Source organism: Collinsella sp. TM10-22, from assembly GCF_003466125.1.
GTDB lineage: Bacteria > Actinomycetota > Coriobacteriia > Coriobacteriales > Coriobacteriaceae > Collinsella.
The window spans coordinates 13,888-29,019 of record NZ_QSOC01000005.1 but is presented as its reverse complement, the minus strand read 5'-3'; the positions used below and the strand labels follow the sequence as shown (position 1 = coordinate 29,019).

General features: G+C 60.5%; 12 protein-coding genes, 1 tRNA gene and 1 pseudogene. All 14 read right to left on the bottom strand.

The genetic code is table 11. From position 1 onward, the window contains the following. Window positions 1-1,437, bottom strand: a pseudogene (locus DXD94_RS09820) (transcription-repair coupling factor); the annotation flags it as partial. A gap of 157 nt (window positions 1,438-1,594) precedes the next feature. Continuing rightward, window positions 1,595-2,260, bottom strand: a complete 666-nt coding sequence (nth, locus tag DXD94_RS06135) for an endonuclease III (protein WP_117743114.1) — start codon at window positions 2,258-2,260, stop codon at window positions 1,595-1,597. A gap of 63 nt (window positions 2,261-2,323) precedes the next feature. Continuing rightward, window positions 2,324-4,126: an ABC transporter ATP-binding protein gene (locus DXD94_RS06130; RefSeq protein ID WP_117763535.1), complete on the bottom strand. Its 1,803-nt coding sequence runs from the start codon at window positions 4,124-4,126 to the stop codon at window positions 2,324-2,326. 124 nt (window positions 4,127-4,250) lie between these two features. Then, window positions 4,251-5,606 (bottom strand): DNA recombination protein RmuC, encoded by a 1,356-nt coding sequence (locus DXD94_RS06125; RefSeq protein WP_117743113.1) that lies wholly within the window; start codon window positions 5,604-5,606, stop codon window positions 4,251-4,253. Window positions 5,607-5,730: 124 nt separating this feature from the next. Beyond that, window positions 5,731-6,165: a hypothetical protein gene (locus DXD94_RS06120; protein ID WP_117735428.1), complete on the bottom strand. Its 435-nt coding sequence runs from the start codon at window positions 6,163-6,165 to the stop codon at window positions 5,731-5,733. Window positions 6,166-6,849: 684 nt separating this feature from the next. Continuing rightward, the gene (rbr, locus tag DXD94_RS06115) at window positions 6,850-7,389 is read right to left on the bottom strand and encodes a rubrerythrin (RefSeq protein WP_117735427.1); all 540 of its coding nucleotides are present in this window, start codon (window positions 7,387-7,389) and stop codon (window positions 6,850-6,852) included. 98 nt (window positions 7,390-7,487) lie between these two features. Next, complete coding sequence (locus DXD94_RS06110; RefSeq protein ID WP_117763534.1) at window positions 7,488-8,393, bottom strand: adenine glycosylase; 906 nt, start codon at window positions 8,391-8,393, stop codon at window positions 7,488-7,490. A 21-nt stretch (window positions 8,394-8,414) separates the two neighbouring features. Continuing rightward, on the bottom strand, window positions 8,415-8,900 hold the full coding sequence (locus DXD94_RS06105; protein ID WP_117743111.1) for an Rrf2 family transcriptional regulator: 486 nt from the start codon (window positions 8,898-8,900) through the stop codon (window positions 8,415-8,417). A gap of 359 nt (window positions 8,901-9,259) precedes the next feature. Then, window positions 9,260-9,337, bottom strand: a tRNA-Asp gene (locus tag DXD94_RS06100). Between the two features lie 408 nt (window positions 9,338-9,745). Beyond that, entirely contained in the window at window positions 9,746-10,213 is a 468-nt protein-coding gene (locus DXD94_RS06095; protein ID WP_117735424.1) for a YfcE family phosphodiesterase, read from the bottom strand. 95 nt (window positions 10,214-10,308) lie between these two features. Then, on the bottom strand, window positions 10,309-11,025 hold the full coding sequence (locus DXD94_RS06090) for a LytTR family DNA-binding domain-containing protein (protein WP_006235156.1): 717 nt from the start codon (window positions 11,023-11,025) through the stop codon (window positions 10,309-10,311). Window positions 11,026-11,097: 72 nt separating this feature from the next. After that, entirely contained in the window at window positions 11,098-12,441 is a 1,344-nt protein-coding gene (locus tag DXD94_RS06085) for a histidine kinase (RefSeq protein ID WP_117763533.1), read from the bottom strand. Next, window positions 12,438-13,625: a glycosyltransferase gene (locus DXD94_RS06080; protein WP_055285281.1), complete on the bottom strand. Its 1,188-nt coding sequence runs from the start codon at window positions 13,623-13,625 to the stop codon at window positions 12,438-12,440. The genes DXD94_RS06085 and DXD94_RS06080 overlap by 4 nt, the downstream gene beginning before the upstream one ends. Before the next feature lie 171 nt (window positions 13,626-13,796). Continuing rightward, window positions 13,797-15,056 (bottom strand): MFS transporter, encoded by a 1,260-nt coding sequence (locus tag DXD94_RS06075; protein WP_117763532.1) that lies wholly within the window; start codon window positions 15,054-15,056, stop codon window positions 13,797-13,799. Between the last annotated feature and the right edge of the window lie 76 nt (window positions 15,057-15,132).

Below are 15,132 nucleotides of genomic sequence, written 5' to 3'. Positions count from 1 at the left end.
GCGCGAGATGGTGGGCACAGCGGCACCGGCGGCGGCCGGGGCCGCGCCCGCCTCGAGCGGGCGGGCGTTGAGCGCGTCGGCATGGCGCTCGCGAATCGAGGCATGGGCCCCCTGGCGGGCGGCGCGGTCGGCAGAATCCGCCGCCGCCACACGTACACGGTCGCCGATAACGCCGGCGTTTTCGGGGGCGGCAGTCAGCGACTCCTCAAAGGTAATGCCCGCATCGCCAAAGGTGAGCTCCATCGACTCGCGCGCACCGCGGTCGGGAATGGCAAACACGCAAGCGTAGCGCTTGCCCACAACCTCCTGAATGCGCGTCATAAATCGATTGTCCGAGCCCGCAATGGCCGGCTGCTCAATCTTGAGCTCGGCCGTAACCGCGCCGCCGGCACGAATCAGGCTCACGTAGTTCAGACGCTGCTGAGCACCAAAGTCGAGCTGCTGGGCACGCACGTACAGGCCGTCCAGACGGTCAATCCCCGCCTCGTCGGCACGGGCTTCGATATCCTCGTAGGCACGTAGGCAGTCGTCGAACAGCGAGCGCGGCTCGGACAGGACCACAAGTGCCTTGCCGCTCACGTGCGCCAACGGGCTCACGGTCTGGCCGTACATCACCGGCAAAAAGCGGTCGAGCTCGGGCGTGACGATGCGCGCGTCCACCATCTCGAGCAGCGCCGCCAGCTTGCTGTCGTCCTGGCTGGCGCGGTAGAGCGCCACATGCATGTTGTGGACTGCCTCGTCGGTGAGCGCCAGCTCGCGGCAGGGGAAGATCTCAATGCTGTCCTCGTTGCCGATGGTTTGGCCCGTGGAACTCACCATGCGACGGATGCGGTCGATCTCGTCGCCAAAGAACTCAATGCGCACGGGTGCCTTCTCCTGCGCGGGAAACACCTCGACGGTGTCGCCGTGCACGCGGAACAGGCCGGGCGCGTCGGCGGCACCGGCATTGGCGTAGCCCATGCCCACCAGGCGCTGCGGCACCTCGTCGAAGGGAATCTCCTCGCCCACCGTAAAAGTAGTGGACTCCCAATAGCGGCTCTCGACCGGCGGCACGCAACGCAGCAGTGCGCGAGCGGAGGCGACCATGATGCAGTTGTCCCCGCGCACGATGCGCCCGAGCGCCTCGCAGCGCTGGGCTACCACGGCGTCGTCGGGCGCCTGCTCGCGCCAAGGGTAGTCCTTGCGCTCGGGAAAGCGGCACACGTGCGCCAGGCCCACATAGGCGGCCAGACTGCGTGCGGCGCGATCGGCCGCATCCTCGCCACTCACAATGTAGACCGTGGGGCGCGGGCGACGCGCAAACTGGGCTGCCGCCATAAGCGTGCGACCCGACTGCGACACGGCCAGCGTCACGTCCTCGCCGGCATCGAGCCCGGCCTCGACGGTCTGCAGTGCCTCGGCAGTGTAGAGCTGCGCGGCTATACGGTGAATGAGCATGCTGTTCCTCCGGCATTGCAACGCCAAAAGCCCGCCGGGGCAAGCTCGGCAGGTCGTACGTCAAATACATTGTCTGTCATGGTAGCGCATGGAGAGGACTCCGGCTCAAGGGCAAACCTAGCCCCGCAAAAAACGCCAGACGAAGATGCGTTCCGCCCTACCCCGCTACGCGCACGCTGGGGCACAAATCTGCCAGCGGGCACTCGTCACACTTGGGTTTGCGGGCGTCGCAGATCTCGCGACCAAAGGTGATCCACTGATGGTTGACCGACTCCCAATACTCGTGCGGCAGAATCTTGAGCAGATCCCGCTCGGTCTTGAGCGGCTCCTTGGCATGCGTCTTGGGACTCAGCATTAGGCGATGCGCGATGCGGTTGACGTGCGTATCGACCGCAATGCCCTCGACAATGCCAAACCCCACGTTGAGCACGATGTTCGCCGTCTTGCGCCCCACGCCCGGCAGCTTGACGAGCTCCTTCATGTCGGCCGGCACCTCGCCGCCATAGTCGGCGACGATCATCTGCGCGGCCTCGACGGCATGCTTGGCTTTGCTCTTGTAGAAGCCGAGTGACTTGATGGTGTCCGCCACGTCAGCCACGCTCGCCCCGGCCATGGCCTCGGGCGTGGGCCACTGGGCAAACAGCCGCGGCGTCACCTTGTTGACCTGCATATCGGTCGTTTGCGCCGAAAGCAGCACCGCGATCAGCAGGCGGAAGGGATTCTCGTGGTCCAAAAAGCACTCGACCGGGCCATAGCGACGGTTGAGGCGCTCACACACCTCGATGGCGCGCTCGCGCTTGGCGGCATTGGTCTCGCGTGGCATAACGACTCCTCGGCTCAACGGCACAATAAACTTATGAGCACAATTGTCCCACGTATAGGGTCGTTACGCTTCCAAAAATGCGCCGGTCTGGCGGCTCCACAGGCTTGCATACTCGCCGCCCGCCTCGACAAGCTGCGCATGCGTGCCGTCCTCGACGATCTCACCATCGGCCAGCACCACGATGCGGTCGAGCGCCGCCACGGTGGACAGGCGGTGCGCCACCACAATGGAGGTACGTCCACGCATCAGATTTTCGAGCGCCTCCTGCACCAGAGCCTCGGACTCGCTGTCGAGGGCAGAGGTCGCCTCATCGAGCACCAGAATCGGCGCGTTGGTTAGGATGGCGCGGGCGATAGCCACGCGCTGACGCTGGCCGCCCGAGAGCTTGACGCCGCGCTCGCCCACCATGGTGTCAAAGCCACGGGGCAGGCGGTCGATAAACTCCAGGGCATTGGCCAGGCGCGCCGCCTCACGAATTTGCTCGTCGGTGGCGTCGGGGCGGCCGTAGGCGATATTCTCGCGAATGGAGCGGTGGAACAGCAGCGCCTCCTGCGGAACGTAGGCAACCTGGCGGCGCAGGCTCTGCTGCGTGCAGCGCGAGACATCCTGACCGTCCACGAGTACGCGGCCGCCCTGAACATCGTCCAGGCGCAGCAGCAGCTTGGTGAGCGTCGTCTTACCCGAGCCCGATTTGCCCACCAGGCCCACGCGCTGGCCCGCCGCCACATGAAGCGTCAGGTCATCGAACACGCTCTCACCCGCCGCAGCGTCACGGTACGCAAAGCTCAGGTGCTCAAAATCAATCGCGCCCTCGGTCACTTTGAGCTCAGGGGCGTCCGGGTCGTCTGCCACCAAACGTGGCTCGTCCAGCACGCGCGTCATCTCGGCAGCGTCACCCAGCGCGCGGTTGATACGCTGCATCATGGAGCTCACGTAGTTCAGACGCATGGTGAGGTTGTACGTATAGGTAAAGATCATGACGAGCGCGCCGGCCGAGATGCCAAACCACGCGTTGCCGCCCGCCACAAACACGCTCACCACGGCCATGGTGATGACGATAAGGCCCGAGGTCGTAAAGTTGCGCTGCATCATGGCGTGCATCGATACCGTCTCAGCATCGCGCGCGGCGCGGTCGGCGGCATCGAACAGATCGTGCTCAAAGTCCTCGCGCCCGCAGGTCTTGACGGCCAGGATGTTCGTGACCGCGTCGGACAGCACGCCCGAGAGCTTGTTTTGCGCGGCGGACGTCGCGGCCGAAAGCGGCATGATGCGCTTGTACATAAGCCAGACAAACGCAATGTAGACGACCATGATGCCCACCAGGATCACAGTAAATGTGGGCACCACCGGGGCGAGTGCCGCCACCGTGCAGACGACCGAGGTGATGGTGGGAATGAGCGAATACACCGTCACGTCCACCAGTCCCGTATAGCCGCTCATAAAACGGCTCGTCTGGCTAACGAGCGATCCGCCAAAACGGCTGGTGTGAAATGTCATGGATTGGTTGGAGAGCGTGTCGAAGCACAGACGCGCCAGGTGATAGTTGCCTGCGATTTCGAGCTTGTAGACGGTGTAGTCCTGTAGCTTGGAGAGGATCTGACCCACCAGGTTAACGAGTACGAGCGCCAGGATATAGGGGCCGAAGACCTCAAACACCTGGTCACCCGCCACGGGACCGGCTTGAACGCGGTCGACAATGAGGGCCATCACATAGGTATTGGCAAACGTCAGCAAAAAGATGTAGCCCGCCGACGAGAACACCGAGAGAAAGACGATCAGCGGCTGTGTGCGCGTGACGTCCCAAAAACGCTGCAGCGTGCGACGCACGGTTGAGCGTTTGAGCGGACTGGTGCTTCTCTGAGACATGGGCTTCCTTTCGCATCTGATAGGGCGAAACACCATTGTTGCACATTAAAGTGCGCTTTAGGCAAGTGCGATGCGAGAAGCGCTGCGCCCCGCGCCTGCGCAGACGCCCCGCCGTCAGGTGCGGCTAGTCCTCGTCTTCTTGCCCTGCAAGCAGGCCCGCAGACGTGAGCCCCAAGACCTCGTCGGCCTCCTCGGCATCTTCCAGCGCGTCGATATCCTTGAGCTTGCGCTCCATAACGTTGGTGCGCGTGGTGATGATGCCCTCGACCGTCTTGCCCGCGGTCTCGATCTGCTGCTGGGCGCGGCGCAGCGCCGCCTGATAGCGCGGCAGCTCGGCCTTGACGGCGGAAAGCACACGCAGCACGTCGTCGGTGCGTTTTTGCAACTTAAACGTCTGGTAGCTCATCTGCAGGCTGTTGAGGATGGCGGCCATGGTGCTGGGACCGGCTACGTTGACGTGATAGTCGCGGCCCAGGGTCTCGATAAGCCCGGGGCGGCTGACGATCTCGGCGTACAGTCCCTCAAACGGCACGAACATGATGCCAAAGTTGGTCGTTGCCGGCACACTCAGGTACTTTTCGCAAATGTCTTTAGCCTCGCGCTTGACCATGGTGTCGAGCGTCTTGCGCGCGGCGGCGACGGCCTCCGCGTCGCCCGACTCCTGGGCATCGAGCAGATGCTCATACGCATCGCCCGGGAATTTGGAGTCGATTGGCAGCAGCACGGGGTCTCCCTCGTCTACCGGCAGCTTGACGGCAAACTCAACGCGCTCCGAGGCGCCGGGCTTGGTGGCGACGTTTTCCAGATACTGGTCGGGTGTGAGGATGTCCGCCAGGATCGCGCCCAGCTGCACCTCGCCCAAAATACCACGCGCCTTCACGTTGCCCAGCACACGTTTAAGGTCGCCCACGCCGGTGGCGATAGATTGCATATCGCCCAGGCCCTTATACACGGCCTCGAGCTGGTCGCTCACCTGCTTAAACGATGCCGACAGACGGTCGTTGAGCGTGCGGGAGAGCTTCTCGTCCACCGTCGCGCGCATCTGATCGAGCTGCACGTTGTTGTCCTTGCGGATGGCGCCCAGCTGGGCATCGACCGTCTCGCGCACCTTGTCCAGGCGCTGCTCGATGCCCTCGCGGTTGGCGCCGAGCTGTTGGGTCGTCTCGCGGCGCAGGTCATCCATACGGTCACCAGCTTGCGAGAACTCGCGTGCGATGGCCAGGTAACGTTGCTGCTCCACGGCCGCATCGGTCGTCTGCTGCTGCGCGATGGCATTGGCCGTGCGGCGGGTTTCAGCCAGCGCGACGTTCAGGGCATCGAGCGCGTTGTTGGCCTGCTCAAGTGCTGCCAGCGTTTCCGCGCTACTGTCGCCACGCTCCCGCAACTCGGCACGCAGGCTCTTGAGCTGGATGGCGCAAGCCACAGCAACCCCCACCGCCACCAAGGCGATCACAACAAGCACAATATCAATAGCAGACATAAACTCCGCCCAACAAACCCAATCGAGCACCAATCAAAACCGCGATCAATCTTACCCCGCCATACACACGGATCACTCACTGCCTTGCAGACAAATTTCTCTTATAGCCGCGGGCGTTAAAACGCTAGCTCTCCCAGCCGGCGCGGATGGTTGTTATGACGTCACCTAGGCGCTGGCCCAGGGCCGCTAGATGTTGAAGCACCTCGTTGGGCGATGCGCCGTTGAGGATGCACGTGAGGGCATACGACGCCAGAAAGATGGCCGCAAGCCCCAACGGGATGAGCACGATCATCGCCAATGTGCGCAGGCGCTGGCCCAAACGGCGGCGGCGCGCGCGGCGTTTGTCGAACGCGAGCTCCTGCGCATATGAATCTTGCTGTACGGAATAGGCCTCTGGCGCCGATTCACACCCGGGCACAGCTGCAGGTACAGCAGCGGGCACGACGTTTTGCACGGGCGCCTGGTTGGCAACCCCTTGCATTTGCATCTCCATGAGTCGTTGCTGCTGACGCAGCATGCGCTCAGCTTGTTGCTGCGGAGTCTCAAGAAACAGATCCATGTTGGCCTCCAAAATCGGGGCATTCGACGCTTACGGCCAGCATCCCGCACCGCCATGACCGCGGCAACGCAATCGCCGGCAATAGCCACAAAGTTTCTTTTGCTCAAAAGCTGTCGAAAAGCTCAACAACTCCCCTACCAGCACTTTCTCTGAGCTTTTTTCGCCAGCAATCTTTTGGCCTTCCACCCTTACGCCAGCTGACCAAAATCTAACCAAAAGCTTGACGAAAATTGTGGAGACCGGGACCTCAAGTAAAACGTGACAGCCCCAAGCGAAGCAGCCTGGACAGTTAGTTCAGATATGTATAAATCAGACCCCCCACAGAAGGGCCGACACGCTCCGTTTGCTGCATTTTGGTCCCCCATAACGGACATCAAAGACCCAAAGTCAGGCGTAACAGGCATCCAAATGACGCCCAACAGACCTCCAAGGACCCAAAAGACAGCCATCGAGCGATTGGAAAATACGAATCTGAACTAACTGTCCGCCCCCACACAAAACGTGCCGCCCCATAGGGGGCGGCACACAAACTTTAATATCAGCTTTTCTGTAGCGAGCACGCGACGACCCAACGCCGGGGCGCGGGGCGGGGAGATACCTTTCCCTCGCGCGACTCTGCGAAGCCGTGAGCGAGAGGGAAAGGTATCTCCCCGCCCCGCGCCCCGCAGCAGCCAGCGCCACGCGCTAGTAGTTCACCACCTGCTCCTCAAAGTACGCCTTCGGGTGGTTGCACACCGGGCACACCTCGGGCGCCTCGGCACCAACATGCAGGTGTCCGCAGTTCAGGCACTTCCACACCTTTACACCCTCGCGCTCAAACACCTCGCCCGACTCAATGCGCTCGACGAGCTTGTTGTAGCGCTCCTCGTGAGCCTTCTCGACAGCAGCGACGCCGCGGAACTTCGCGGCGATCTCGGCAAAGCCCTCCTCCTCGGCGGTCTTGGCAAACTCGTCGTACATCTCGGTCCACTCGTAGTTCTCTCCCGCGGCGGCATCGCGCAGGTTATCCAGAGTGCTGGGAACGGCGCCATCGTGCAGATACTTAAACCACAGCTTGGCGTGCTCGGACTCGTTGCCCGCCGTCTCGGCAAAGATATTCGAGATCTGAACGTAGCCGTCCTTTTTTGCCTTGGATGCATAGTAGCGATACTTGGTGTGCGCCTGAGACTCACCGGCAAAAGCGGTCTCGAGGTTCTTCTTGGTTTGAGAGCTCTCAAAATCCATAGGTGTACTTCCCTTCAATACATGCCGCCCATAGGCTTTGAGCGGCCTTATTTTATGGTACCCCCTGCCGAAAATCTAAACCTTAAAATTCGAGCGGGCTACACACTCAGCCAACGATCGTCCTCGGAGCGGCAAAAGCCCTCGCGCTCCAGATCGGCCAGAATACTCGCGACCAGCTCACACTCGACCGGCGCTCGACCGGCCGCCGCCTCCATCTCGTCAACGCCTGCGACGGCCTCATCGAGCGTAATCCCCGCCGGCTGGTCATCGCGCGCTGCCAGCAACATGCGCACGATATGCGCGCGCTTTTGGCGACGCGAGCCCTCAAACTTTGATTGACGGCTATAGCCCGCCGAGCGCCTGGACGGATTGGGCAACGTCTTTTTTAGATATGCGCCGTAATCTAGCAACGCGTAATACCACGCGCGCGGCGTATCGGCATCATCGAGCGGCACGGCAAAGGGAGCGATCTTGTCGAGCGCCGCACCGGGGGCCGCCGGACAGGCCGCCTGAATCAGCGGCACCAGTTCGCGATCGGGAACGGCGGGCACATCGGGAAAGAAATGATGCAGAAAGACCGTGCGCACGTTGGTCTCCAGATACACACCCGGAAGATCAAACGCAAACGACCGGATACCCTGCGCCGTTGCCGGGCCAATACCAGGCAGAGCGACCAAGTCGCGCGTCTCACGCGGAAACTCCCCATCCCAGTCCTCTGCAACGCGCTGAGCGGCCTTGTGGAGCGCCAGAGCGCGTCGATTGTAGCCCATGCCCTGCCAAGCGTCTAAAACATCGGAAGGCGCGGCCTGAGCGAGCGCCCGGACGGTCGGAAAGCGATCGAGCCACGCCGGCATGCGCGTCTCCACGCGCGGAACCTGTGTCTGCTGCAGCATGACCTCGGAGAGCCAGATGATATATGGGTCGCGCGTGCGGCGCCACGGAAGGTCGCGATAACGCAGAACCCCTTCCGAACGAATCATCGAACGAAAGGGGTCCTGAATCATGGCAATGCTCCTTATGCGGCGCTATTCCTCCCGGCAGGCGCACGCACAGGTGGCGTACTCGGGAAACGCATCGCGATCGGCGAACTTGGGATCGACAGCCGGGAACTGGCGATGGGCGACGATGTCGCCGAGCGAAACGGAATCGAGGTAGTCGCGCATCAACGCCTGGGCTCCGGCCCACAGGGGATGATAGCAGCACGTGCCCATGCGCGCACAGTCACCATCGGGCGCGGTGCAATCGTTCATAACCATAGGGCCCTGAACAGCCTCGACGACCTGGCGGATGGTGACATCGTCCGGACTGACCTTGAGACGCATTCCACCGTGGACGCCACGCAGGCTCTCCACAATACCGGCCTGGACCAAACCGTGTTGGATCGAACGGGCAAACGAATACGGGACATTGACCTCTTCGGCAGCGGTGCGAACAGAAAGCAAACGCTCCGGATCCTCGGTAAGCATCGCCAGCATACGAAGGGCGTAATCAGTCTTCCTCGATATGTCCATTTTTCCCCTTTCAAGGAATACGAACAGCTCGAACGAGCTCCGGGGCCGAGCTTGTGTCGAGACGCTAAATGACCGCTAGGACATCCAAATGATAAATAGGATATCCACTGAGTGCCGCGCTTGGAGCGAAATGCATCAGATGCGGCCTACAGTGCAATTTAGTATAACCTAACCCCCTGTCTCGTTGAACAGGTGTTGCGCAACAAAGCTGCTGTTTAGACAGATATACTTATTGGATTTTACTTGCGTTCCCGAAGGTACGGGGATTCTGGGCGAAGATGCGCCAGGGCGATCGTTCTATCGAAACAAAGTGCATCAAACGCAAAAAGCCACGTCCGAAGACGTGGCTTTAATTGCGTTGGCGGGAAGTACGGGGCTCGAACCCGCGACCTCCGACGTGACAGGCCGGCGCTCTAACCAAACTGAGCTAACTCCCCAGGCAGGCGTTCGCGTTTGTTTCCGCTCGCGTGCGCTGCGGGGATTAGTATACACAGAAGTCTGTCCGGCACGCAACAACTTTTTTGAAAAAATTTTTCGGTCCCTCCGGGAGGGTCTCCGGGGCTGAGGGCGGGGGTTAAGTTTGCTGCTCTACAGTCCTGCGCAAGACGGAAAGCACATTAAGTGCTTTCCTTTGCGTGCGGAACTCGCGACAAACTTAACCCCTGCCCTCAGCCCCGGAGACCCTCCCTGCCGTCACATTATTCAACCAGTTTTGCGGGCGTGCGCCGCTGCGCGGCTAGCCCGCGTGCTCCTCGGCGGGGTTGGTCTGATGGATCTTGTTGAACTTTGACCTTTGGCTCATAAAAAACGGGAGATGCGATCTGCATCCCCCGTTTTTGTTGCGGTTACTCTAGGTCAATAAACTTGGTGCTTATGATTTGGCCGTCGTTGACGAGCATTCTGGCCATAGTGGGACCTCGGGTACCTCTGGGGTAGCTGGCGCTGCCCGGGTTGAGGACCAAGCAACGGCCCACTTGGGCTTCTTTGGTTACGTGGGTGTGGCCGTTGATGGCTACGTCTACGGATCCCACCGGGAGGTCTTCGCGGTAGTGGGCTACAGCGAATTTGAGGCCTTCGTAGGTAAAGAGCGCCAGGCGATCCACATCGGGGCCGTAGTCGCGGTAATAATCGTTGTTGCCCAGTACGGCGCGCACAGGGGCGATGGTGCATAGATGCTCGTAGTCCATCTCCGACGTAAGGTCGCCGGCATGGATAATCAAATCCGCACCTTTAAGCTCGTCTAAGAGCGCGGGCGAAAGATAGCCGTGGGTGTCCGAGATGATGTCGATACGCTTGGCGCTTGCACTGTTCATGGGATCCTTTCCGCAAAAAACGATTTGGCAGATACATACAAAAAGGCCCCACGGCTCCGCAGACGATAGGTCCACAGGGCCGCGGGGCCAGTGTGCTAGAGACTCAGAGCCTTCTTGAGCGGCACGACGCGGCGGCGCGAAACCGGCACGCGTTCGTCGACGCCCGTAATGCCCAGCTGGATGGCGCCCGAGGGCACCGTCTCAACGTCGGTAACGCACGCCAAGTTGACGATATAGCGGCGGTGAACACGGAAGAAGCCAAAGTCGCAGAGCTTGGCCTCAAACTGCGCCAGCGAGGTCGTCGACAAAAAGCGATCATCGACGGTATAGATGCAGGAGTAATCGTCCTTGGCCATGATAAAGCGAATGTCGTCCACGGGAATGAGCACCTTGCGGCCGCCCTTTTCCACCGGGATACGCTCGATGGTCACCTTGCTGTCCGTAACCGGCTTAGCGCGTTGCATGACCTTCTCGATCGCGCGATCCAAGCGAGCTTCCTCGACCGGCTTCATCAGATAATCGACAGCATCCACGTCGAATGCCTCGACCGCATGGTCGCTATACGCAGTCACAAACACGATCGCCGGCGGATTTTTGAGCTTATGCAGCGCCTCGGCAAGTTGCAGGCCCGAGGCACCGGGCATCGAGATATCGAGAAACACGACATCCACGCGACTTTCCATAAGCATCTCGATGGCGGAGCGGACGCTCGACGCCTCCGTGATCGTGCCGATCTTGCCCGTTTGCTCGAGCAAGAAGCGAAGCTCCGAGCGAGCCGGCGCCTCATCATCCACAATCATCGCACGCAGCATAGGGATAAAACCTTTCGTCAACTAACTACGCCGGGCATCCGTCGCATGACGTTGAGCCCGTAGCCTTTTATTTTACTCTTGAATGTCAAAGATGCTCTCTGACAAATCAAGATGAAGAAGCACTTTGGTGCCCTTGCCCGGCGCCGATTCGACACGCGTATAGGAGTGTGGCCCATAAAAGCGATGGATGCGCTCCGAAATATTGTGCATGGCCACACCGGCGCCGCCGCCCTGGGGAGAGCTGGCGTCGGGACGGGCAGAGCGCTCGTCAAACAGTCTGGCGGCGGTACCCTCATCCATGCCCACGCCGTTATCAGCAACGGCAATCAAGATTGCATCCTCGCCGTCTTGGTGAACGGTCACGTCGATCCTCAGGGCGCCGTCATCGCCCATACCATGACGCACGGCGTTCTCGACAATCGGCTGAATCACGAACGCCGGCACCAGCGTATCTTCCACGTCCTCGGACACATCGAACGTTGCAAGCACGCGGTCCTCGCCAAAGCGGGCCTTCTCAAAGGTAAGGTAGCGCTTGGTCTGTGCGACCTCGCGCGAGACCGGAATAAGCGATCCCGAGTTGTCGAGCGTGGCGCGATAGAACGATGAGAACTCACGAAGCAGTTCGCGGGCCCGCAACGGGTCGGTGCGCGTAAACGATGCAATGGTGTTCAGCGTGTTGAACAGGAAGTGCGGGTTAATCTGCGCCTGCAGCGCACGCACCTCGGCGCGCGCTGTGAGTTCCTTTTGCACCTCGAGCTCGTGGATGGCGAGCTGCGTGGACAAGATCTCGGCAAAGCCCGAGGCAAGCGCGTACTGGGTACGGTCGACGGCGCGCGGGGTCTTGTAGTAGAACTTGAGCGTGCCGACGGTACGATCGCCCACCTTGATGGGGGCGATAATGCCGGCGGGGACTTGGTTGTGCGAGCCGTCCGAGCCCACGACATCCACCATACGGTTGAACGACTGCACGATGCCATGTTCGATAACGTAGCGTGTGGCAAGCGTGTGGATGGGCGAATCTGGCAGTAGCTTTTCCTCAAACTCGCCCGCGCAGGCAAGCACGTTTTCCTCGTCGGTGATGGCCACCGTCATGGCGCGCGTCTCGGGCAAAATGCGCCGGCACACCAAAAGCGCCGATTCCTGCGTCAGACCGCCCTTAATGTCCTCGAGCATGGCCGAGGCCACCGAGAGCGTCTCCTCGGTGTACTGGGAGCGCACCGAATCGGGATTGAGCGTCAAAAAGATAAAGATGCACAGAAAGATGCACAGCAGCGCGCAGGCAATCACCGTGGCGATCGGCTCGATACCGGTCGCCAAGGCAAAAATAAAGTACACCAGCACGCAAATGGCGCAGGCAACGGCAATGATGCGAAAGATTGATATTGAACTATCGCGCTGGGCGCGGCGGTCGATCATTCGGCCCCCTCCAGGATACTGATCAGTTGTGCGTCACGCCAAAGCCCGTCCATGATCTTGGGCCAAAAGCTCTGGAAACGCAGGTAGCTTGCAGCGTTTTGGCGCGCATAGGCCTTTGCCTCGTCGATACCATGGCGCCAGATGCGCAGGTAGCCCTCATGCTCGCGGGTAAACACGCTGCGGACCATAGCGGTCTTGCGCACGCGGTCGTCGAGCTCGCGCGAAATCCACGGGCCCGGGTAGGGCATAAGCGATGCCGCCGTAACGGGAATGAGCTCCTTTTGATGCGCGGCGAATGTCAACTTGGCCCGTTCGTAGTACCAACGGTATACATCCTGCATAAAGCGCGGTGAGCGCTTTTCGGACTCCGGAGGCAGATGGCGCACGGTCCACTCGTTATCGAACCACACGTCGTAGCCAAACATGCGCATGTTAAAGAGGTAATCCAAGTCCTCGCCGCGGGTGATAAACGGGTCAAAGGCCACACGCGTAAAGGCGCGGGCGTGCAGGGCCATCAGGCCGCCGCACACGTAGTTGGAGCGCGAGATGCGGGTGCCCGAAAGCGCCTTTTTCATCCAACGGTTGAACTCGATGCGCTTGGTCCACCAACGATGGCAGATGCCCGCCTTGTCCGTGGGAGCCAGCGGCGAGCCGTCGCGATCGTAGAAATAGCCGCTCTTGACCAAGATCGGCAAGCCCTGACGCGTCTGCTGCCCCAACGCATAGGTCGCGCGCTTCATAAAGTCGGCGTCGATGACAGTCTCATCGTCATCCAAGAAGATAACCGCGTCATGCCCCAGCACAGCGGCGCAGGCTAGCCCCATATTGCGGATGGCACCGTAGCCTCGCAGGCTCACGCACTCGCCCGAACCCTTGGGCGCGATCTGAGCAACCCGGTCTGCGATGCGCGAGGCCTGGGTGTTGGTGACAACGGTGACCTTGAGCGTGGGATGCGCGTCGACAATCTCGTGCACGCGCAGCGACACATCGGCTGTGGCAGAAACGGGACAGACCACCAAAAGGATGATGCGCGGGATGTCACGTACCTGCTCAAGCGAGGCCAGGCAGCGGTCGAGTTCGGGATTGTCGGCGTTGAGTCGCGTCGAATGGTCATAGGTGCCAGGGGCGTTTGCGCAAGCGTCATCGCCCGCCCAATACGTTGGAATCACGACTGTGGCGTTCATGCCTTACCCTCCCTGCAACACAAAAACGGGACGCCGCCAAACACAGGCGACGCCCCGCGACCTAGCTGATTCCATCATACCCACTTGGGCAAATCATTGCTCGCAAGTCGCAATGTTTATTGCGGATAACCCCAAAAGAGTACCGTGGACAGGCACAATAGCCGCTCGCTCCTATGCGGCATGCTCTGCTGCCCGAGTCATGCGGGACAGGCGAACCAGCAGCATAAAGCCAACGATCAGCAGCACGCCAATAGAAAGGACGCCCAGCGACGGGTTGCCGGTCAGCGAGGTAACGACCGACACTAGGAAGGTACCCATGACGCTTGCATAACGACCAAAGATGTCAAAGAAGCCGTAGTACTCGTTGGACTTTTCCTTGGGGATAATGCGGCCAAAGTAGCTACGGCTGAGCGCCTGCACGCCGCCCTGGAACAGGCCGACCATAATGGCAAGCACCCAGAACTCAAAGGCGGTCTTTAGGAAGAACGCGGCGAACAGCACAATGCCCATGTAGGCGGCAACGGCCACCAGGATCATGTTGAGCGTGCCCACGCGTCCGGCGAGCTTGCCGTAGATGATGGCAGACGGAAAAGCCACAAACTGCGTAACGAGCAGCGCCAGGACAAGCTGCGTCGAATCGATGCCCAAAGCTGAGCCGTAACTGGTGGCCATGGAAATGACCGTGTGGACGCCATCGATATAGAAGAAGAACGCGACCATGTAGACCAGCACGGTCTTGTTGTGGGCGATCTCGCGCATGGTGTGTCCGACCTCGGAGAACACACCGCCCACGATGTGGCCGATGGTGTCCTCGGGACCGCGCTCGCGACCGTACTTTTGCTTATAGGTGCGAATGAGCGGCAGAGTAAAGATGAGCCACCAGGCACCAGTGATGATAAACGACAGACGCGTTGCCAGCATGGTGGGGACACCAAGAGCGGGGCCACCCATGATGAGCGCCAGGCAGATGATGAACGGCACGGTGGAACCGATGTAGCCCCAGGCATAGCCCGAGCTGGACACGGCGTCCATGCGCTCGTCGGTGGTAATGTCGGGCAGCATGGCGTCGTAGAACGTCATAGAAGAGTTAAGGCCGATGGTGCACAGCACGTACACGGTCAAAAATGCCATGGCGGACATTGGGATAGCCTGCGCCAGGCAAAGAACCAGGCCCGTGAGGAAGAAACCCAAGAAGAACTTGATCTTGTTGCCAGCGTAGTCGGCAAGCGCGCCCAGAATGGGCATGAGCATGGCAATGACCAGCGAGGCAATCGTCTGCGCGTTGCCCCAAGCGACCACCAGGTCTGCCGAGGAAGCACCGGTATTGATGGCGTTAAAGTAGATGGGCACCACCGAGGTATTGAGCAACACGAGGGCCGAATTGCCCACATCGTACATAACCCAGTTACGCTCGAGCTTGGTGTATTTCATGGACAGGGGCCCTTTCGTATTCGCCCAATATGCAGTTAGTTCATCGTACCCCAATTGCACAGAAGCGCTGGTAAGG